The organism is Sphingobacterium sp. N143, from assembly GCF_030325625.1.
In the GTDB taxonomy this organism is placed as follows: Bacteria; Bacteroidota; Bacteroidia; order Sphingobacteriales; family Sphingobacteriaceae; genus Sphingobacterium.
Genome location: NZ_JACAIS010000002.1, coordinates 297,719 through 321,209, shown reverse-complemented (window position 1 = coordinate 321,209; position 23,491 = coordinate 297,719). Strand labels below are relative to the sequence as shown.

Sequence of the window (23,491 nt, the reverse complement as noted above, 5' to 3'; positions counted from 1 at the left end):
CATAAAACTCTAAAAAGTAAGTAGCTAAAAATAAGTGTAATACTGGTTGTTGTGTAGCAAAAATGTTTTAAAACAACAGGTGTATATCGCTCGAATTCTCCATTATTTTGAAAGGATGAAGTTAATTCAATTTTTTAAATATGAAAATTTTCTTTCATATTTAAGGAATTAAATGTTTATTTGACACTAATTATTTTTTTGAGTCCCTGTTTTAAAAGGAATGTTGGAAAAATAGTGTGTGATAAACGATTATAAATTGAATGTTATAAACCAAATTCAGTTAACATGAATAGATCTTATGTCATCGGGGTGGATTATGGAAGTGATTCTGTCCGTTCTGTACTGGTAGATGCGAGTAACGGGGATGAAATTTCGTCTGCCGTATTTTATTATCCGCGTTGGAAAAAGGGAGATTATTGTGACGCAACCATTAGTCAATTCAGACAACATCCATTGGATTACATCGAAGGCTTGGAAGCTACGATAAAAGAATGTCTACAGAAATCCGGAATAAAGGGAATTGGAGGGGCTGTTCGTGCCATTTCGGTGGATACGACGGGCTCGACACCAATAGCTGTGAATGAAAAAGGCACTCCCCTGGCTTTACTGGATGAATTTAGAGACAACCCGAATGCCATGTTTGTCTTGTGGAAGGATCATACCGCGGTCCGGGAAGCTGAAGAAATCAATCGCTACAATCAGAACAGTGCTGTGGACTATTTGAAATATGTGGGTGGAGTCTATTCTTCGGAATGGTTCTGGGCCAAATTGCTGCATATTTTTAGAACGGATGAACGGGTGCGGCAGGCAACTCATAGCTGGGTGGAGCACTGTGATTATATTCCATTTTTATTAACTGGAGGAGAGCGTGCCACGGCGATTAAGCGCGGTGTTTGTTCTGCGGGACATAAATCGCTTTGGGCCCCAGAATTTGGAGGGTTGCCGCCCAATACATTCTTTACGGGGATTGACCCCTTATTAGATGGTGTTGTAGACCAATTATTTTCAGATACTTATACTTCAGACCAACCTGCAGGCCTCCTCTGCACAGAATGGGCCCAGCGTTTGGGACTTTCTACAGCAGTTGTTGTCGGTATTGGTGCTTTTGATTGTCATATGGGTGCTGTAGGTGGTCAGATCGAACCCTATTATCTAAGTAAAGTCATGGGAACATCTACCTGTGATATGTTGGTTGCCCCCAAAGAAGAGGTGCAGCATATACTGGTGAAAGGGATTTGTGGTCAGGTCGATGGCTCGATCATCCCGGGAATGATCGGGATGGAAGCTGGACAATCGGCATTTGGAGATGCTTACGCGTGGTTCAAACAGGTCTTATTATGGCCAACAAAACAGCTGATACCGCAGATAGATGGGGTTTCTGATGAGCTGCGTGAGCAGATCACGGAGCAATTGGAAGAGAAACTATTGATCAGTTTAAGTGAAAAGGCTGCCGATTTACCGGTGACTCCGATAGCTGAATTAGCTGTAGATTGGTTCAATGGCCGTAGGACTCCTGATGCTGATCAGTCATTGAAAGGGGCATTAACAGGGTTACACCTGGGAACCGATGCGCCACGTCTCTTCAGGGCGATCGTTGAGGCCACCTGTTTTGGAGCGAAGGCGATTGTGGATCGTTTTGTGGACCAGGGAATTCCAGTAAAGGGGCTGATCGGTCTGGGGGGAGTAGCGAAAAAATCACCTTTTATCATGCAAATGATGGCCAATGTTATGAATATGCCCATCCGTATCCATAAAAGTGAACAAACCTGCGCGATAGGGGCAGCTATGTTCGCAGCAACTGCAGCAGGATTATATGCTCAGGTGGAGGACGCAATGCAAGCGATGGGACAGGGATTTGAACGTACTTATGAACCTGAAGAGAAATGGGTGCCGATCTATGCCGAGCGTTATGAACGTTACAAAGCGCTGGGTGATTTTGTTGCACATCAGGATACGTTAACTGTCCATGTTTAATCTTTAAAGTTTCGAACACTATGTATCATTCAATCAAAGAGGAAGCCTACCACTGTAATATGCAACTTCCTCAGCTAGGACTTGTGCTTTTTACTTTTGGCAATGTAAGCGTCGTAGATCGTAGCCAACAAGTCTTTGCCATTAAACCGAGTGGCGTTCCTTATGCGGAACTGACGCCAAACCATATGGTTATTGTAGATTTTGACGGTAATGTGGTGGAAGGCGATCTTCGTCCTTCATCCGATACCAAGACTCATGCGGTATTGTATAAGCACTGGGAAGAGATAGGAGGTATTACCCATACGCATTCCACATATGCCACCGCTTGGGCCCAAAGTCAACGGGACATTCCCATTTTCGGGACCACACATGCCGATCATTTAACGACAGATATCCCTTGTGCAGCACCCATGAGTGATGCGATGATCGCAGGAAACTATGAGCACGAAACAGGTTTCCAGATCATGAATCATTTCAGTGAAAACAAGCTGGATTATAAACAGGTTGAAATGATCCTCGTGGGAAATCATGCTCCTTTTGCCTGGGGGAAAGATGGAATGAAATCTGTCTACAATAGCGCTGTATTGGAGCAGGTAGCAAAAATGGCCTGGTTAACTGAACAGATCAACCCCGATGCTCCTCGGCTAAAACCCGCCCTGGTGAAAAAACATTACGAACGTAAACATGGATCAAATGCTTATTACGGACAGTAACCCATTGAGTTGAAAAATCCTTATCTAACACTATAATAGTTAAAAATGAATATTAATTTAAAAGAACTTGAAATCTGGTTTGTGGTCGGAAGCCAGGACCTATATGGAGAAGAGACTTTGCGACAAGTCGCGGTACATGCTGAAGAAATCGCAAATCATCTGAATAGACATCACTTGATTCCTGTAACGGTTAAGTACAAACCGATCGTCAAAAATACAGATGAGATCTTTGCCACATTAACCGCGGCGAACCATGAAAAGAATTGTATTGGCATAATTACATGGATGCATACATTTTCACCGGCCAAGATGTGGATCAGAGGATTGAAGGCTTTACAAAAACCATTATTGCACCTGCATACCCAGTACAATCAGGATATACCTTGGAGCAGTATAGACATGGATTTTATGAATCTCAATCAAAGTGCACATGGCGACCGTGAATTTGGACATATGGTCAGCCGGCTAAAAATAGGCCGCAAAGTGGTGACCGGACATTGGCAGGATGAAGAGGTACTGGAACGTATTAATGTATGGGCACGTGCAGCTGCGGGCTGGCATGATTGGCAGGGAGCCAAATTTGCAAGATTTGGGGACAACATGCGGTATGTTGCTGTCACTGACGGCGATAAAGTAGAAGCGGAATCACAATTTGGTTTTTCAGTAAATACCTATGCTATCGGTGATCTGGTTCAGATTATCAATGAAAGTTCTGCACAGGAAATCAGTGCATTGTTAGCTGAATATGAGGCAAACTATGAACTGGCGGAGGATGTGAAAGTTGGTGGAAAATTTCATGACAACTTGATTGAAGCTGCAAAAATAGAAATCGGATTGCGCAAGTTTTTGAAACAAGGCAACTTTAAGGGCTTCACAGATACCTTTGAGGATCTGCACGGTATGGTTCAGCTTCCGGGCCTGGCTGTACAGCGCTTAATGGCTGAAGGTTATGGTTTTGCCGGTGAAGGCGATTGGAAGACGCCGGCTTTAGTACGCGCTTGTAAGGTTATGGGAGCCGGAATGGAAGGAACGACGGCATTTATGGAAGATTATACCTATCATTTTGATCCCCAAAATGCCATGGTATTAGGATCACATATGCTGGAAGTTGATCCTGCGCTAGCAGTTGGAAGGGCTCGTATTGAGGTGCACCCACTGGGAATTGGCGGTAAGGCGGACCCTGCCCGTCTGGTGTTTAATGGTCAAAGTGGAGATGCCCTAAATGCTTCCTTGGTCGATATGGGAACGCGCTTTCGTCTGATCGTCAATAAAGTTCAGGGAGTCACTGTGGAAGAAGAATTACCAAAGCTTCCAGTTGCGCGCGTGTTATGGAAACCGCTTCCGGATATGAAAACCGGCTGCAGTGCCTGGATCGTTGCGGGGGGAGCGCACCATACGGCCTATAGTCTTAGCCTAACACCTGAATATCTGGAAGATTTTGCACGTATCGCCGGTTTAGAATATGTGTTGATTGATGAACAGACGACGGTGGCAAAGCTTGAAGAGCAACTGAAGTGGAATGAACTCTATTATTTGTTGAATAAATAATAGGCCTGGACATCTGTGCTGGAATCCTGTATAGATGGCCTATCTATAAATAACCAATCTGGGAAAATATGGAAAAATTTGCAACGGTAGATTACATCATTTTTGTAATCTACTTCTTAATGGTGGCTGGCTACGGTTATTGGATTTACCGTAAGAAGACCAATAGCTTGAGCAGTAGCAAGGACTATTTTTTGGCTGAGGGCTCCCTGACCTGGTGGGCTATTGGATCTTCGTTGATTGCCTCGAATATTTCGGCTGAACAGTTTATTGGGATGAGTGGGAATGGATTTGAAGTCGGTATTGCAGTAGCTGCTTATGAACTAATTGCGGCCGTAGCACTTATCATCGTGGCGGTATGGTTTATACCGGTCTATCTAAAAAATAAGATTTTCACGATGCCGCAATTTTTGAACAATCGTTACAACGAAACAACAAGCCTTATTATGGCTATTTTTTGGCTGTTTCTATACGTTTTTGTCAACTTAACGTCCATTCTCTATCTGGGAGCAATTGCCATATCAAGTATGGCCGGTGGGGGTGATAGTTTTCATATGATTACGATTGCTTTGGCGGTATTTGCAGTGATCATTACTTTGGGAGGAATGCGTGTGATTGGATTTACGGATGTTATCCAGGTTGTTGTGCTGATCATCGGGGGGATTGCGACAACCTACGTGGCATTAACTCTGGTCAGTGAGCATTTTGGACTTGGTAGTGATGTATTGGCCGGATTTAATAAATTGATGGAAGATTCGCCAAGTCACTTTAATCTCTTCGTGGAAAAACCAGGACCCGGAGCCAGTCAGGAGGATATCAACAAATATCTGATGTTGCCGGGAATAGGGATGTACCTCGCCGGAATCTGGATCGTCAACCTGAACTATTGGGGCTGTAATCAATACATTACACAACGCGCTTTGGGGGCTGATCTGAAGACGGCCAGAACAGGAATTCTTTTTGCTGGTTTCCTTAAACTGCTTATGCCGATTATTGTTATGCTTCCGGGTATTGCTGCCTATGTATTGTATAAAAATGGTGCTTTACAGCAGGAGATGGCCCCAGGTGGAGTGTTTCATGCGGATAACGCCTATTCAGCAATACTAGGATATTTACCAAATGGTATGAAAGGACTTGCCTTGGCAGCCCTTACCGCAGCCATTGTTGCGGGATTGGCAGGAAAAGCAAACAGTATCGCTACAATCTTTACACTGGATATCTTTAAAAAATATCTCGATAAGAATGCCAGCGAAACAAAAATGGTATGGGTAGGAAAGATCACGATCATTATCTCTATATTGCTTTCAGTGCTGTTTACATGGAATGATTCACTGGGGATAGGGGGTGCTGGAGGATTTACTTTCATCCAGAAATATACCGGATTTATTAGCCCTGGGGTATTTGCGATGTTTCTATTGGGCATGTTTTGGAAACGGACCAATGGAGCTGCGGCTATCACAGGCTTGATTACAGGGTTTGCATTATCCATATTTTTTAATGAATTTGCAGCGAAGATACTTGGACCTGAAACTTGGTTATACACGGCTTACCCCAATAAAGCAGGGGTCTATGAAATTCCCTTTCAGATCTGTATGGGCTTAGCCTTCGTATTTACGATGCTGGTTATGATTGGCGTGAGCCTCTTGGGGCCTAAGGTTAACCCCAAAGCTTTTATGCTGGAACGTTCGATGTTTAAAGTGGAACCTTCTGTCTTGGCGCTGATTGTGGTTACTTTATTATTGGTAACTGCGATTTATGTCCGTTTTTGGTAGTATGATGTATATTGTTGAATGATAAATCAAACATGATGAATAAGAAAATAATTGCCGCATGGTGTGTGTGTGCTTCCTTGGCTTACGGATGTCAGTCCAACCCGACTCAAAATAAGCAATCGAATCCTACGGCTGACACGACAGTCAATCTAGGGTTTGATAGTCAGATTGATGGACAGGAAGTCCGGCTTTTCCAATTAAAGAATGCGAAATTAACAGTTTCATTAACAAATTATGGCGCCCGTTTGGTTAGTTTGGAGGTTCCTGATAAAGAGGGGAAAAGTAGAGATGTGATATTGGGCTACGACTCGGCTGAAGAATATAAGAAGAATTACAATAATTATTATGGTGCCATCGTGGGCAGGTATGGTAATCGAATTGGAAAGGCTTCCTTTAAATTGAATGGTGAAACGTTTTCGCTAGAGAAAAACGATGGTGATAATTCGCTGCATGGCGGGACAAATGGGGTATACAATAAGGTCTGGAAGGTGGTTAATAATACCGCGACATCCATCACGCTGGCGTATACTTCACCGGATGGGGAAGCGGGATACCCGGGCACCGTGAACATGGAAGTTACCTATACCCTGCATGATAACGGAGGGTTAATCATTGACTACAGGGCAACGACAGACAAAGAAACGGTTTTGAATTTGACCAATCATGCTTATTTTAACTTGAATGGTGCCGGAGATCCATCTATCCTGGATCATGAACTCCAGATTGCAGCCAAAGGAATTACTGAGGTCGATGCCACATTGATACCAACGGGAAAGAGCCTACCGGTGGAGGGGACAGCCTTTGATTTTACGAAAGCACAGGCAATCGGTGCCCACATCAATGATGAAAATGCACAGCTGAAAATCGGAAAAGGCTATGACCACAATTTTGAGCTGGATAAGAAAGCAGGTTTTCAGGAAGTTGCGGCAGTGTATGCACCCAAAACGGGGATTGAGATGAAGATCTATACCACTGAGCCTGGATTGCAGTTTTACAGCGGTAACTTTATGAAAGATACTGATCCAAAGGGAAAGGATGGAAAAGCGTATCCATTCCGCTCCGCATTTTGCTTGGAGACCCAGCATTTCCCGGACGCACCAAATCACCCAGGCTTTGCATCAACTGTATTGAAGCCAGGGGACACTTATAGTTCAAAAACGGAATATCGCTTTTTGGTAAGATAGTTAATTAAAATAATAGATGAAAGCAATCCAAATTGTTGATCAGGGTCGTGTTGCTGTTATTGATCTACCCACACCAGTGCTGACCCCAGGTCAGGTGCTGTTGCGGGTTCATTATGTTGGTTTCTGCGGATCGGATCTAAATACGTTCAAGGGATTAAATCCGTTGGCACAAATGCCTGTCATTCCTGGACATGAAATCGGCGCTGTGATTGAAGAAGTTGCCTCCGGTGTTCCCGACAACTATAGCCCTGGTATGCAGGTGACTGTCAACCCCTATACAAGCTGTGGGCAATGTGCAGCTTGTGATAATGGTCGGCCCTATGCCTGCGAGTTCAATCAGACATTGGGTGTACAGCGCAATGGTGCTATGGCGACTTATATTGTGGTACCTTGGGAGAAAGTGATCGCTGATCAGGCCATTAACGTGCGTGATTTTGCACTAGTGGAACCCATGAGTGTGGGCTTCCATGCGGTAAACCGTGCCGCAGTAACAGATAGTGACCAGGTTATGGTTTTTGGTTGTGGTATGATCGGGCTTGGGGCTATTATTCGAGCAGCCAGACGGGGAGCTTCGGTTATAGCTGTTGACGTAAGTGACGAAAAATTGCAATTGGCAAAAAAGCTTGGAGCCAAGTATACGATCAATTCCATAACGGAGAATTTGGAGGAACGTATAGAGACACTCACAAACCGTCGTGGTGCCGACGTTGTTATTGAAGCTGTAGGTCGTCCTGAAACATATACGGCATCCATAGCAGCTGCCGCTTTTACAGGAAGGGTCGTTTATATAGGTTACGCAAAGGAAAAGATTCCTTTTGATACACAATATTTTGTGAAAAAAGAACTGGATATCAGAGGCTCTCGAAATGCGACTCCAGCCGATTTTAAGGCTGTCATGGCCTATCTGAAAACCGGGGCCTGCCCGATTGAGGAGCTTATCACTGCTGTGGTGACACCTGAAGAGGCACAAGCGGCATTGGAACAGTGGCGTGCGGACCCTGGATCAGTGTTCCGGATCTTGGTTCGATTCGGATCAGATTGATCTATCTATTTACATGACGTTATAAATTCCGGTTCACTGCATGGCAACGAACCGGAATTTACTTTTTGACAGCACTTCCCCGGCATTTTTTTGTTTACCCGAAAATATTATTGGTGAATTTTAATTTTATTCCCAGTTGAAAATTACCAATGGTCTTAAATATTTCTTTTAATGTAGCTTTTTCAATATTCGTGAGATGATCAATTGAAATGTAGTTGTCGGGATTCAACTTTTCGATCCGGATCTGATTGGTCTGATTTTTCAATCGAATGGACATCAGGTAGTAATATGACTGATGGAGCTCGTCATATTGAGCTTGACTGAATACTCCAAGCTCCAATAAAGCTTTTAAACGGCCACCGGTATTTTCTTCATAGATTCTATTTTTGAGTGCATAGACCCGTACCAGATCCACAATCGGTGTCATCGCCTTTTTGATGTTGAATACTTCTGTCGAACCAATTGTTTGTGTTTTGATGGTTTTAAAAAATGTCAATGGCGGTTCATATTGAAGTGCATTTTTAGCGATGAAGGCAAAAAAGCGCTCATTTGGTTTTTGTAGTTCAATATTCAGGAAATCTTTTAATTGATGAATGATGTCCTGATCGCCATATAATCGTCTGCAATCAAAGAAGGTGGAAAACTTAATGGCATTTTCCGGGATGCTTTCCTCGATCCATTTTTTGTAATTGTTTTTCCAATGCGAAAGTGAGTGCGTCCATTCGGGATTGCTGGCCATATATCCACCGGTACAATAGCTAAAACCTATTGTATTTAAATGATCGGAAACCTGGGCGGCAAAACGGAGGAAATAGTCCCGTACCAGTTCCCGCTGTTCATTGGCTTTATCTTCATAGATAATGGCATTATCTTGATCAGTCATTAATGTCTGCTCCTTCCGACCTTCACTTCCAGTTACCATAAATACAAATTTGGCAGGTGGTTGGCCCATTTTTTGAATTACCTTTTCAATCACCTTTAATGCGATACTGTCCGCTACGGTAGTGATGACCTGGTTGGCAATTTCGGCATTGACTCCTCTTCCAAGCAATTGATGGATGATTTCTGGCACATTGTTCCATTTAACCCGTAACTCTTCAAATGTTTCGGCAAGTTTTACAGATTGAATAAAAACCAATGGGGATTGTCCCTGCTCACTCAATAATCTATTTCGACTTAAAAAGCCAACGTACTCACCTTCTTTTTCGACAAGGAGGTATTTGGATTTTGTATGAAACATTTTTAGCACCGCCTCATACAGGTAGGCTTGATTCGAGATACTAACAATGGGATTGTCCATCACTTCAACAATGGGTCGGGATGCTTCAATCTGCTGAGCGATCACATGATCCCTTAACGTCATATCAGTTGCATAGCCAATAATGGTTTCTTCATCTTTAATAAATATACAGCTCACTTTCTGGGCAGCCATTATTCTTGCGGCTTCAAAAATAGGTGTGTTTGCTTCACAGGCGACAATATCTTTATAGACAATGTGCTCAATCTTGCGTGAATAGAGCTGGTCCGCGGCAAAGTAGCTTTCTTCAAAAGAAGCGGGAGATTTTACAAAATGCGAAAATTCCTCGTCCAACATCCTTTTTCCAAAAGAATTCGTGAAAAATTGAAAGAAGTCTTCATTGGCATTGCAGAGCTCAATAAAATTTTTCCGGGGTAAGCGATAGATGATCGTACCTTTTTTGGCGATTACTGATTTAAGAGCTTTTGTCCGATTCAATAAAACGGAGATCCCACCAAAACAATAAGGATTATGATGTACCTCTATTAATCTTTTGTTGTCTGAGGCATCTAGGAAAAATGTTTCATATTCTCCTTGTTGAATCAAGTCGACGCCTTCCATATCGGTAATGTTCTGGCGATAGACCAATGTATCTTTGGTGAAACGATGTTCATATAACATCTCCACGATGCTCAATTGCAAAGCCTCGGGCAAGAGCTGAAACGGCTGGGTCCCTTTCAGCAGGGTTAAGATGGAATCTTGATTTTTCATAAGATAACACTAGAAAATGTGATCGAATTCTGATTGTTGGTTTTTGATGTCCTGATCAGATAATTCTTGTCTGTGAATCATTTCAAAATAACATTTGGCTGTGATTTCAGCATCCATTTCAGCGTTATGCATGTTGTCAGGCAAAGTTGTAAAAAGTGACTCATGCAATAGCGAAAGAGGAAGGTGTACCATATTTGGATTCTTTACATACCTTTTGCTATGTAATAAGGTACAAAAATAATCTAATTGACTAAAGGGGATAGGTAAGTGGGACCGATAGAACTCTGCCGACAATACCTGTAAGTCAAATGAAAGAAAATGACCGACAAGCTGCGGTTGGTATTTTTTGATATCATGACTCAGCTTACGCAATACATCTTTTTTCTTTTCACCATACTTCATCAAAAAGGGAGGTGTCAATCCATGTATTTGTTCTGATGCTGGGCTAATGGGGATCAATGGCTCATAAATGTATTTATTGGTCCGCTTGATTTCCTGTTGTGCCGCGTCAAAAATGATCCAGGCAACTTGGAGAACATGGGGCCAGTTGTCGCCATCTGTAAATTTTTTGTTCCATTTTTTTGGTAAACCAGAGGTTTCCGTGTCTAAGAATAAAAGATATTTTTTCAAGGAATCGTTGATTGATTATCTATTAAAAGTAGTAAAATAATCTAGTTAATAGCAGACAAATTTCTTTTTGTGGATGAAGCCGTTTGTAAAAAACGAGATACTTTTCCTTAGGTTTGAAATATTATATGTAAAATTGACATTTAATATAAATTATAACTAACCGATTATGTACAGCAGGCTGCTATGTATTTTGTTTTGTGTGTTTTCTCTTGTTTCTGCACTTAACGCAAAGAATAGATTACCGAACATCTTATATTCGATGGACGGGATTTCTAATCGGGAAAGATTCCAATATGCAATAGACTTTCTGAAAAAAGAACTTCCTGCATCTGGCCGACTTGATAACCTGAAAATTGCGATCAGTACAATGGGACAAAAACCGTCGTTATCAGATTCCATTAAGCGTAAATTGACCTCAAAAGAACATTTTGTCTTCTATCGAGAGCCCGGAGAGGAGACGATCAGGCTCATCGGGGCGGACGAATCAGGTGTTTTATACGGTTGCTTGGAACTGCTGACCAATACAGTTTGGCACAGTAAGCAATCTTTCTTTATTGCTGATGGTCCAAAAATGGTGATGCGGGGCACGAGTATTGGCCTTCAGAAAACCAGCTATCTGCCTGGTCACGATATTTATGAATACCCCTATACGCCTGAGTCATTTCCCTGGTTTTATGATAAGGAGTTATGGTTGAGATATTTGGATATGATGGTTGATAATAGGTACAATGCATTATATCTATGGAATGGTCATCCTTTTTCTTCTTTAGTAAAATTAAAGGACTATCCCTATGCGCTTGAGGTAGATGAAGCGACATTTAAGAAGAATGAAGAGATTTATACCTTTTTGACGAAGGAAGCTAATAAAAGAGGAATCTGGATTATCCAGATGTTTTATAATATTATTTTACCCAAGCCTTTTGCGGACCATCATGGTTTAAAGACACAAGAGAGAAACCGGGTTATTACCCCCTTGATCTCAGATTATACCCGAAAAAGCATTGCGGCTTTTGTGGCAAAGTACCCGAATGTGGGTCTGTTGATCACCTTAGGGGAAGCAATGGAAGGCGTGGGGCAAGATGATATTGACTGGTTTACAAAGACGATTATTCCGGGGGTGAAAGGTGGTTTACAAGCTTCAGGAATAGCGGCGGAACCACCAATTATTCTACGAGCCCACGATACGGACGCTCCAGCAGTGATGAAGGCGGCCTTGCCCATTTATAAAAACTTGTATACGATGGCTAAATATAATGGTGAGGCACTAACGACTTATACTCCACGGGGGAAATGGGCTGAATTGCACCGTTCATTGAGTGCTAATGGTACAGTACATATCCAAAATGTTCACATTTTGGCTAATTTGGAACCTTTCCGGTATGGTTCTCCAGATTTTATTCAAAAATCAGTCCGAGCCATGCACGATATCCATCATTCAAACGGTATTCATATATATCCACAAGCTTCTTACTGGGATTGGCCATATTCGGCAGATAAAGTCGCCAATAGACTCTTACAAGTGGACCGGGACTGGATGTGGTACAAAGCCTGGGCGCGATACGCTTGGCAGGGGGATAGGGACTTATCGCAGGAAAAATCTTACTGGTCAGCTGAACTTGCTCATTATTACGGTATTCCTGAAACCGAAGCCCGGCAGCTATTGGCGGCCATCGAGGAAATCGGGGAAATATCGCCCAAAATCTTACGCCGCTTTGGCATCACGGACGGGAATAGACAGACGTCTTCACTTGGTATGCTGATGACCCAGTTGATCAATCCATACCGCTATGGCCTGTTTACCCTGCTCTATGAATCAGAAGCTCCTGAAGGAGAGATGATTGTTGATTATGCAGAAAAAGAATACCGTGCCGAGCCACATCTGGGGGAGACCCCCATGCAGGTGGCAGAAGAAATTGTACAACATGGAGATAAGGCTGTTGACATGATCAGAACAATGAGCAAACCAACCAGAAATAGTGCTGAATTTGACCGCTTGCTCGATGATATCCGAATCCATCAATTATTGGCCAAGCATTATAGCTACAAAGTAAAGGCTGCAATCCAGCTCCTGCAATATAAATATACACATGATGTTCATGCTTTGCAGAAAGCCTTGCCCGATTTGGAACAAAGTGTGGCTGCATACCGAAAGTTGACAGCGATGACCAACTCGGCCTATTTGTATGCCAATAGTATGCAGACCAAACAGCGGAAAATCCCGATGCGCGGAGTTGATGCCACTTTTATCCATTGGAAAGAGATGTTACCGGTGTTTGAAACTGAATTGAATAATTTTAAACATGCGATAGACTCTTTATCTGCTCATCACGGCAGTGCTTCGAAAGAAAAAGGAAAGTTAAAACCCGGAACCATTACCTTCTTGGATAATCAACACCTTATTCCATTGAAAAAAGGCGCTAAGCTGTATGCAGATCAAGAGTTGGTGGTGACACATCTGGCGAATGAACTGGAAGGGCTTCATGCGATCTTGGTCGATGCAGAAAAACAGAAATTACAAGGAACGCAAATTCGTTTTGAGAATAAAAAGCCAGTAAAAATATTAGTAGGCTATTTTAATAGTACCGATAAGGTTTTTGCACCTAAGCCGGTGCTGGAGATTGATGCCAGTGCCAATGATTTTGGGCAGGCAGAAGCGAAAGTTCGGAATGCTCTTCGTATTCAATATATGCCTATGCTGGATATCCACACCTACTCTTTCCCTGCGGGCCAGAACGAACTAAAAATCCCCAAGGGTGAGGCTTTGCTGCTGGGAGTTGTGGAAGCTGGAGAACTACCAAATCCTTATAATGCAGATGTAGACAACCAGGGTGATGACCTGGATGACTTATTCGGCTATTTTAATGGAACAAAATTGTAGTAGGGTTCCTGCTCAGGATAGTACAGGATAAATAACTAAAATGAAGTGGGTATTTTACGGGAAACTCAATGAAATCTACTGTCAACTTTTTGATGATAAACAAGAAAATGAAAATTAAAATAGCTGTTTTTGCTGCTCTTTTCTGCTCACTTGCTCAGGTAGGCGCGCAGGAAAATCTGTCGAAAAAACTTCAGGTTTATGTCGAGCAATTTAATGCCAATGATAACGAAGCCGTGATCAATAAGATCCCCAATAAAGATAGTTATGATTGGATGGCAAAGAATATTCCGCTATTGGACTGCCCAGATGAAGAGATCGAGCAGACCTATTATTTTAGATGGTGGTCATATCGCAAACATATCAAGTCAAGTCCCGAAGGTACTTTGGTGACGGAATTTATTGAACCTGTGAAACATGCAGGAAAATACAATTCCATCAGTTGTGCACTTGGCCATCATCTGTATGAAGGTCGGTGGTTGAAGGACAACGCATTTTTAAAGGAATACATTGATTTTTGGCTTTATCACGCAGATAAAGGACAATCAAAACGGCGATTCCATCAGTTCAGCTCATGGTTGCCGGATGCCTTATTGGCCTATTACAAAGTTAGTCCGGATGATCAGTACATTAAAGACCGGTTATTGGATCTTGATAAAGATTTTGAAAAGTGGGAAGCAGAACGGAAAAGTAAAAATGGTCTTTTCTGGCAGTATGATGTGCAGGATGGGATGGAAGAATCTGTCTCTGGTGGGCGAAGGGTACAGAATATGCGCCCATCCATCAATAGTTATATGTATGGAAATGCGGTAGCTATTGCCACTATTGCCAAACTTGCGTCGAATGCAGACTTAGAGAAAAAATATAAAGCTTATGCCAAATCCTTACGTATAATGGTGCTGGATTCCCTCTGGGACAAGGAGGACCAGTTTTTTAAAACAAAGCTGGAAAAAGGACCATTGCATCCTACACGTGAGGCAATCGGTTATATACCTTGGTATTTCCATTTACCCCCAGATAAAACGATGTATGGAAAGGCTTGGTTACAATTACCCGACACGGCCGGATTTAATGCTCCATGGGGAACTACGACCGCAGAGCGTCGAGAGCCAACTTTCCGGACTAGGGGAACAGGGCATAGCTGCGAATGGGATGGGGCTATCTGGCCTTTTACGAGTTCACAGACGATCCGAGGGATGGCCAATTATTTAAGTGATTACAAGAAAAATAACGCAATAAATACCGAGGATTTATATGAACAAATTCACAAATATGCCAAATCTCATGTGATGAACGGTAAGCCTTATATCGGTGAATATCAAGATGAAAAAAACGGAGAATGGTTGAAGGGCGATAACCCAAGAAGTAAGTTTTATAACCACTCTACATTTGCAGATGTTATTATCCAGGATCTGATTGGTATAAAACCTCAGGTCGGTAATGTTTTGGAAATTAAGCCCTTGATTCCCAAAGGAACCTGGGATTATTTTTCGCTGACGCAATTAAACTATCATCAAAAAACCATTGCAATATATTGGGATGTTACGGGCAAAAAATACCAGAAAGGGAAGGGATTAACCGTGTATGTAGATGGCAAAATGGCCTTACAGCACAAGAACTTGAAAAATTGTAAGATTAACTTAAATTAATATGATCAGGAATATTTATCACCGCGGAATAATAACTGTATTCTTATGCTTAACACTATTGGGTGCGAAAGCCCAGATGTGGTTGAATGTGATGGAATTTGGGGCTACGAAAGATAGTACGGGAAACAATTCATTCGCTATCAAGAATGCAATAGCGGCAGCTTCGGCTAAGGGCGGTGGCACCGTTTATTTTCCTGCAGGAAAATATATCACAGGACCGATACATTTAAAAAGCAATATTACGATTTTTATTGATGCTGGTGCTGAATTGCATTTCAGTGATAACTTTGATGACTACCTCCCGATGGTGGAGTCCCGTTGGGAAGGTACTGCGGTCACTAATTTTTCCCCACTTTTCTATGGTAAAGACTTAGAAAATATCAGCATTCAAGGCCGTGGTATCATAGATGGACATGGGAAGAAATGGTGGGGATATTCGGAAGTTGAAGTCAAAAAACAAGTGGAAGATAGTAAGTGGCAAAAAGAGTTTAAACGGCTGAACAAAGATGTGTTGGCACCGGACCTTCCTGGTTGGATTGAAAGAGGTTTTTTACGGCCTCCCTTTATTCAGTTTTTGAACTGTAAGAATATACAGATCAAGGATATTAAAATTCAAAACTCCCCATTTTGGACGATCAACCCGCAATATTGCGACAATGTGACGGTGGATGGTGTTACGATTGATAATCCGCCTTCTCCCAACACAGATGGGATTAATCCAGAATCCTGTTCTAATGTACGCATTGCCAATTGCCATATTAGTGTGGGCGATGACTGCATTACGATAAAATCGGGAAAAGACCGCTCCGGAAGGAAAATTAATATTCCGGCTGAGAATTATACCATTACAAATTGTACGATGCTCCGTGGGCATGGTGGGGTTGTGATCGGAAGTGAGATGTCTGGTGGAGTAAAAAATATTGTTATTTCCAATTGTATTTTTGACGGAACGGACCGTGGAATACGTTTAAAAACGGCTCGGGGTCGTGGTGGGGTCGTGGAGAATATTCAGGTATCGAATATTGTAATGCGTGACATCCGAGATCAGGCCATTGTTATGGACATGCAGTATGCCAAAACTGAGGTTGAGCCCATTAGTGAGCGTACCCCTCAATTTAAGAATATCTTCATCAGCAATATGTCGGGTACGACAAATCGGATCGGATACCTGCGGGGGTTGGATGAGATGCCAATTGAAAACGTGGTTTTTTCTGATATCAATATGCAGGGAAATACCGGTTTCTCTGTCCTTAATGTACATGGATTGACATTGAGCAATGTGAATACCACGATTAAGCAAGGGGCACTGTTGACCGTTAACCAGGGGAAAGAGCTAAATGTAAGGAATCTGAATACGATGGTGCCCATAGCAGACAAAGCACTGATCGAATTGCAGGACTGTCAATCCGTGAATGTGCAGAACTGTTTCCCCCCGTCCGGGACCGGGCTATTTTTGAATCTTATTGGCCCTGCCAATAAAAAAATATTTGTCCACGGGAATAATCTCTCAAGAGTAAAAAGGATTATGGCGGGAGCACAACATGGTGGTCAAATAATTTCTAATATAAACCCTTTGACAGATAAATAATGCGTGTATTGTTATACAGCTTCTTGTCGTTTTTTTGTTTATGGCCTACGGACCGGTTATTGGCGCAATATCGGGTGTGGTTTGATCATCCTGCAAAGCAATGGGAAGAAGCGTTACCTATTGGCAATGGCCGAATGGGGGCCATGGTATACGGTGATGCCCTGAATGAGGAGATACAGTTTAATGAAGAAACATTATGGACCGATGGTCCCCGTAACTATAATAAAAAAAGAGCGTCACAGTATCTTCAGCCTATCCGGGACCTATTGGACAAAGGACAACAAAAAGAAGCCGAAGCTTTGGCAATGAAGGAATTCATGGGATTAAAAAGTGAGTCTGAAGACGCTACAGCCTGGTTGGAGAAAGTTGGGAAAAGCAGGGCACAGCAACAGGGGCCATTTTCCTTGGATGTTGATGACAGTCGATGGCCCATGCTGCAGGTGCCTCATTATGAAGGCTGGGAAAATCTAGGACTCGAAGGCCTGGATGGAGCAGTCTGGTTTCGCCATGATTTTAATCTCTCCAAAAGCGATCTGGCAGATAGTTGGTCGCTGGATTTAAATAAAATCCGAACGAATGACTATACCTATATTAACGGAATACTTGTGGGAGCATCCACTGGTGACGAGACGCGGCGTTTCTATGCGATCCCCAAAAACTTGCTACGGGAGGGAAGAAATAATATTGCCATTCAGGTCATAAATCTGGAAGGGAAGGGCGGAATCGCTGGATACAAAGATCCCCGCCAAACCATAGGCCTGAAGAGTGGTAAAGGAAAATTGGTGTCACTCCACGGGAAATGGAAGTATACAATCCAAGATCAACATAGCCCTAAAATAGGTGCGTACCAAGCATCTTACCAACCTTTTGGTACACTAAACTTAAAATTTGATCAAGGGGAAGTGCAACGTTATAGCCGGGTACTTGATTTGGATAAAGGAGAAGTGCGTGTTGGTTACGCAATGGATGGGGTAGAGTATACGAGAACGTATTTTGCAAGCTATCCCCACAATTTTATTGGCGTGAAGTTGCAGGCTGATCAAAAAAGGAAAATTTCTTTTCGGATGTCTTTAAAGACTAAGCATCAGAATTTTAATCTATATCCGGCTGCTGATGGTTCATTGTGCCTGGAAGTACGGGTGAAAAACGGGGCCATGCAAGGGACTGCCTATGCACATGTGGCCCTGAAAGGGGGGGACCTGGCTGTTCAAGGAAATGAGCTCGTCGTGAAGCAGGCGGATGAGGCTCAAATCTATTTGACTGCAGCAACAAATTTTAAATCATATCAGGAACTGGACAAAGGCTATGGACAAGTGGCATTGGAAAAATTCAATACGCTGCGTAACATGGATTTTGAAGGATTATACCAGATGCATCAACAAGATTATCAGGCTTTGTATGATCGTTTCATGATTCAGTTGGGGGCAGATATTGACCTCGATACAATTCCCACAGACAGGAGATTGCAAAAGGCCATGACAGATGATGATCCAGGGCTTGTGGCCTTGTATGTACAATATGCACGCTATTTACAAATCGCAGCTTCCAGGCCTGGCAGCCAGCCAATGAACCTTCAAGGAATCTGGAATCCTCATTTGGAACCTTCCTGGGGGAGTAAATATACAACCAATATCAATTTGGAAATGAACTATTGGCCCACTGAAGCGCTCAATCTTTCCGAACTGCAGCAGCCCTTATTTCGAATGATGCAAGATCTTCGTATTGCAGGTAGCGAAACCGCCAAAGAATACTATGCCGCGCGGGGTTGGGTGCTGCATCACAATACGGATATATGGCGGGGAACTGCCCCCATCAACAATTCCAATCATGGAATTTGGCCAACGGGTGGAGCATGGCTCATCCGCCATCTGTGGGAACATTATCAGTATACACAGGATCTACATTTTTTGAAGGAATATTATCCGATGATTAAAGAATCGACCTTGTTTTTTAAAGATTTTTTGGTGAAAGATAAGAAGACGGGATGGTGGATCAGTACACCCTCAAACTCTCCTGAAAATGGGGGATTGGTAAAAGGTCCAACGATGGATCACCAAATCATTCGCTCGCTTTTTGACATCTTTGATAAAAGCTCCAAGATACTTAACCAGGACCCCTTATTGCGTGATTCCATCCGACAGATGCGTCGTGAAATAGCACCCAACCAAATTGGACAATATGGACAGCTTCAGGAATGGTTGACGGATATGGATGATCCAGAAAACAAACATCGTCATGTGTCGCACCTATGGGGATTATTTCCGGGCGACGAAATCAATACCGTGCATACTCCGCAATTTGTTGCAGCAGCAAAGCGCTCATTAGAAATGCGCGGTGATGAAGGGACCGGTTGGAGCCTGGCCTGGAAAATAAATTTTTGGGCACGGCTCAAGGATGCACAACATGCTTATCATATGGTGAAAATGCTCTTACGGCCAGCAGGTAAAGATGGCGGATCTTATCCGAATCTTTTTGATGCCCACCCGCCTTTCCAGATCGATGGAAATTTTGGTGGCGCTTCGGGCATTACGGAGCTGCTGCTGCAGAGCCATACCGATATGATCGAAATATTACCTGCCCTGCCATCAGAAATTAGAACCGGAAAAGTAAAAGGACTCAAAGCTAGAGGAGGTTTTCAGATCAGTATGGAATGGAGGGACCATAAACTGCTGGGGCTAACCGTTGAATCGCTCGCGGGAAAGGAACTTTCTTTACGGTATGGTAGCCAGTCGATAAAAATTAAAACACAGAAAGGTGGATCTTATGCCTTTGACAAAGATTTGAAATTGAAAAAATAATGATGACCCAGTTGCTATTGTTCAGGAAGTTAATCTTCTGTTCCTTTTTTTTATGCTTTTGTACCTACGCTTATGGCCAACAGGTCCGTAAAACGATTGCGTTAGACAACGATTGGGTGACTATCATGGATGAAAAAGATTCAATTCGGTATGCAGGATTTCAAACAACATCTTTTCAGACGAGTAAGGAATGGCGAAAAGTGAGCGTTCCACACAACTGGGACGGCTATGAGGGATACCGCAGGCTGCTGCATGGCAATCTGCATGGCTATTCCTGGTACCGAAAAAGTTTTACACTCAAGCAAGCCAAGGGAAAAAATAGATTTTTTTTGTTTTTTGAAGGTGTAGGTTCTTATGCCACAGTCTGGTTAAATGGAAAACAAGTGGGGTATCACGCTGGTGGTAGAACAACCTTTACATTGGACGTGACAGATGCGATAAAATTGGATGGCAGTTCCAATCTGCTGGCTGTTCGAGCAGACCATCCAGCCCATATTACTGACTTGCCCTGGGTAGATGGCGGCTGCTCCACGGAAAGGGGATTTTCTGAGGGATCACAACCAATGGGTATCTTTCGACCAGTCAGTTTATTGATCAAAAATGAAGTCTCTATTACACCTTTTGGTCAGCATTATTGGAATGATGAGACCGCAGACAGCAAACAGGCAATCATTCATCAAACTGTTGAAGTAAGCAACAAAAGCCAGGAACATAAAGATGTTGATATCATTACCCGTGTGTTTGATGCAAAGGGCCGTACAATAGTGACATCTTCACAACCTGGCCAAATTCAAGGCCGTTCAGTCAAAAAAATCACATTGAATGATTTATTATTAGTGCGGCCAACATTGTGGTCCGTAGACTCTCCTTACCTTTATCGCATCAAAACCCAAATCAAAATCGGTAAGCAGCTTGTTGATGAGGTAGAAACAGCTTATGGTATTCGCGCCGTACGTTGGTCAAAAGGACTAAAACCATCCGGAGATCCACGCCTTTTAATCAATGGAAAACCCTTGTTTATAAATGGGATTGCAGAATATGAACATAAATTGGGGCAATCTCATGCATTCGAAAAAGAAGAAATCGATGCACGTGTTCGACAAATAAAGCAGCTTGGGTTTAATTCGTTTAGGGATGCACATCAACCTCATAATTTACGCTATCAACAGTATTGGGATAAAAATGGTATTCTATTATGGACACAGCTCGCTGCCCATATCTGGTTTGATACGCCGGCCTTTCGTGAAAATTTCAAGCAATTACTAACAGAATGGGTACGTGAACGGAGAAATAGCCCTTCGGTAATTCTATGGGGACTAGAGAATGAAAGTACTTTGCCCGAGGATTTCGCCCGGGAATGTACCGAATTGATCCGTGACTTAGATCCGACAGCATCGGTTCAACGTTTAGTGACCACCTGCAATGGGGGTAGTGGAACCGACTGGGATGTTCCCCAAAATTGGACCGGAACCTATGGTGGAGATCAAAATACCTATGGAGAAGATCTGAAAAAGCAATTGTTGGTAGGGGAATACGGTGCATGGCGGAGCTTGGGTTTACATGCTGAACCACCTTACCTTCCAAATGAGAACAATTACAATGAAGAACGATTTGCGGATATTCTCCAAACGAAGCTGCGGCTGGCAGATTCCGTGAAGGACAGTACCATTGGCCATTACCTGTGGCTTTGGAATTCCCACGATAATCCAGGTCGTGTGCAGGGTGGAGAAGGCAATAGGGAGATCGACCGGATTGGTCCGGTTAACTATAAAGGGTTACTTACACCTTGGGGAGAGCCTACAGATGCCTTTTATATGTACTTGTCCCATTACGGGAAAAAAGAGTATCCTGTAGCCTATATTGCGATGCATTCATGGCCCAATCGTTGGTTGCAACCTGGAACTAAAAGTAATATCAGGATCTTTTCAAACTGTGAGGAGGTGGAGCTGTTTAATGATATCGGGTCTATATCGCTGGGGAAAAAGCAACATCCTGGATTTGGCAGACATTTCGAATTTGATCAGGTAGAGGTCAAATACAATGTGTTGTTTGTCGAAGGACGTAGAGGCGGTAAGGTCGTGGCCCGTGACACCGTTGTGTTGCAAAATCTTCCAGAAAGTCCACACTTTAACAGGCTGTATCAACCGTCAGATCTGATAAAACCAAGCCTCGGATATCACTATTTGCATCGTATCAACTGTGGTGGTGACCACTATACGGATGAATTTGGGGGATATTGGAAAGCAGATCAGCCTTATACCACAAGAGCGGGATGGGGGAGCAGGTCCTGGGCGGATAATTTTGAGGGGATGAATTCCACCTTTGCCAGCCAACGTATGATTTTTGATCCTATTAAAGGAACACAAGCGTGGCCGCTCTTTCAAACTTTTCGGTATGGATTGGGGGAACTTGCTTATCAATTTGATGTTCCAAATGGGGAATATCTAGTTGAGCTCTACTTTGCAGAGCCTTGGTATGGTAAATTTATTCCAGCTGAAGGTGACCGAATCTTTGATGTGGCCATCAACAATCGCATTGTCGAGCATCAGCTGGATCTTTATAAACAAGCGGGATTCCAGCAGGCATTTAAAAAAAGTTATCCTGTTAAAGTTGATAATGGCAAGATTGCGATTCATTTCCCCCGTGTTTATGCCGGTCAAGCAGTAATACAAGCGATAGCTATTGCGTCGAAAAAGAAACCTTCAGCAGCATCAGTCGATCAGATCCACTATAATCTGGATGTAAAGAACCTGGATGTGAAGCTACATAGCTGGCTAGATGTGGGGAGCGTGCTCCCTGCCAATGCAGTGAGCAAAACGACATTTTTCTCCTTGCCACCTTCGTTGTTTGGCTCAGATTATTTTGAGATGACCGCTGGAAAGGCCTATACATTGAGCTTTATAAAGCCAACGAATGTATATTTATTGGGAAAAGATATTCCGGAAGGCTTTGAAGCTACGAAAGAGCGTGTCCAACTGAGTGATGGCAATTATCTTAGCGTATTTCGTAAAGTATTGAAAAAAAATGAGGCGCTTATTGTGAAGTCTAAAAGCAAAGGAGCAGTACTGGCATTTCAGCAACAAAGTGGGTTGTTGCCCGTTTACGATCTGAAAGAGGTTAAAAATTACAAGGCCATTTTAAGTAAATGGAAAGACCATATGATCGAGGTTGATTTTGCTGGACAAAAACGGCTGGCATTTGATAGCAGTACGGGCTTTACTGCCTGGGAATTTCAAGTTGGTGCAGCAGATGTTTATTCACTTACAATAAAATATCATAATCCATTTCAAATTGTACACCAAGGATATTATGAAGTACTGGATAAGAATAAGCAAATTTTGATTCCCAAAACCCCTGTACAGTTGACCCCTACCCGCTCTGGGAAATGGAACTATATTTTAGCTGATACCAAAACGATGATCAACGCCGGAACTTATTATGTTAAGTTTTATGCTGTTGATGCAAAGGGAGTTATGTTGGATAATTTAGAAGTTAAATAATACCGTGTCAGGATAGTGCATGACGGTTGTCCATAAAATTTTCAGTTATATTGAACACGCAAAACTTTTTCATGTCAGTTTGACAATTATTTAAAAGTTTTGTGCAATAGAAATAAAGTGAAAACTTTATTTTATGTTTAATAACCATCAAAAGGGATAAACCATTTCATGCCTATGAAACGATTTACATTATTTACATTTTTATTTTTAAGT

The 23,491-nt window shown here is 42.6% G+C and carries 13 protein-coding genes; 11 read left to right on the top strand and 2 right to left on the bottom strand.

Annotated elements, in window-relative coordinates; genetic code table 11:
- Positions 1–285: 285 nt before the first annotated feature.
- The 6 genes from HX021_RS04940 to HX021_RS04915 all read left to right on the top strand — a co-directional run bounded on the left by HX021_RS04940 (position 286) and on the right by HX021_RS04915 (position 8,230).
- Positions 286–1,974, top strand: a complete 1,689-nt coding sequence (locus HX021_RS04940; RefSeq protein WP_286588880.1) for a ribulokinase — start codon at positions 286–288, stop codon at positions 1,972–1,974.
- Between the two features lie 20 nt (positions 1,975–1,994).
- Positions 1,995–2,687 (top strand): L-ribulose-5-phosphate 4-epimerase, encoded by a 693-nt coding sequence (locus tag HX021_RS04935; protein ID WP_286588878.1) that lies wholly within the window; start codon positions 1,995–1,997, stop codon positions 2,685–2,687.
- Positions 2,688–2,732: 45 nt separating this feature from the next.
- Entirely contained in the window at positions 2,733–4,235 is a 1,503-nt protein-coding gene (gene araA / locus HX021_RS04930) for an L-arabinose isomerase (protein ID WP_286588876.1), read from the top strand.
- A 68-nt stretch (positions 4,236–4,303) separates the two neighbouring features.
- Positions 4,304–6,004, top strand: a complete 1,701-nt coding sequence (locus tag HX021_RS04925; RefSeq protein ID WP_286588874.1) for a sodium:solute symporter family transporter — start codon at positions 4,304–4,306, stop codon at positions 6,002–6,004.
- Between the two features lie 32 nt (positions 6,005–6,036).
- Entirely contained in the window at positions 6,037–7,188 is a 1,152-nt protein-coding gene (locus tag HX021_RS04920; RefSeq protein ID WP_286588873.1) for an aldose epimerase family protein, read from the top strand.
- Positions 7,189–7,204: 16 nt separating this feature from the next.
- Positions 7,205–8,230 (top strand): zinc-binding alcohol dehydrogenase family protein, encoded by a 1,026-nt coding sequence (locus HX021_RS04915; protein WP_286588870.1) that lies wholly within the window; start codon positions 7,205–7,207, stop codon positions 8,228–8,230.
- A 94-nt stretch (positions 8,231–8,324) separates the two neighbouring features.
- On the opposite strand, the gene HX021_RS04910 is transcribed toward HX021_RS04915, so the two are convergent.
- A complete protein-coding gene (locus HX021_RS04910) occupies positions 8,325–10,238 on the bottom strand; it encodes a DUF294 nucleotidyltransferase-like domain-containing protein (protein WP_286588869.1) in 1,914 nt (637 codons plus the stop codon).
- A gap of 9 nt (positions 10,239–10,247) precedes the next feature.
- Positions 10,248–10,868 carry a 3'-5' exonuclease gene (locus HX021_RS04905; RefSeq protein WP_286588867.1) on the bottom strand — a complete coding sequence of 207 codons (621 nt, stop codon included), beginning with the start codon at positions 10,866–10,868 and terminating at the stop codon, positions 10,248–10,250.
- 259 nt (positions 10,869–11,127) lie between these two features.
- Here HX021_RS04905 and HX021_RS04900 point away from each other — a divergent pair, with 259 nt between their 5' ends.
- The 5 genes from HX021_RS04900 to HX021_RS04880 all read left to right on the top strand — a co-directional run bounded on the left by HX021_RS04900 (position 11,128) and on the right by HX021_RS04880 (position 23,278).
- Positions 11,128–13,746, top strand: coding sequence for an alpha-d-galacturonidase (locus HX021_RS04900; protein ID WP_286588865.1), 2,619 nt, complete (start codon positions 11,128–11,130; stop codon positions 13,744–13,746).
- 107 nt (positions 13,747–13,853) lie between these two features.
- A complete protein-coding gene (locus tag HX021_RS04895; RefSeq protein WP_286588864.1) occupies positions 13,854–15,392 on the top strand; it encodes an MGH1-like glycoside hydrolase domain-containing protein in 1,539 nt (512 codons plus the stop codon).
- Between the two features lies 1 nt (position 15,393).
- Positions 15,394–16,980, top strand: a complete 1,587-nt coding sequence (locus HX021_RS04890) for a glycoside hydrolase family 28 protein (protein ID WP_286588862.1) — start codon at positions 15,394–15,396, stop codon at positions 16,978–16,980.
- Entirely contained in the window at positions 16,980–19,778 is a 2,799-nt protein-coding gene (locus HX021_RS04885) for a glycoside hydrolase family 95 protein (RefSeq protein ID WP_286588861.1), read from the top strand. Before HX021_RS04890 ends, HX021_RS04885 begins: the two co-directional genes overlap by 1 nt.
- Positions 19,778–23,278 carry a malectin domain-containing carbohydrate-binding protein gene (locus tag HX021_RS04880; RefSeq protein ID WP_286588859.1) on the top strand — a complete coding sequence of 1,167 codons (3,501 nt, stop codon included), beginning with the start codon at positions 19,778–19,780 and terminating at the stop codon, positions 23,276–23,278. Before HX021_RS04885 ends, HX021_RS04880 begins: the two co-directional genes overlap by 1 nt.
- The last annotated feature ends 213 nt before the right edge of the window (positions 23,279–23,491 follow it).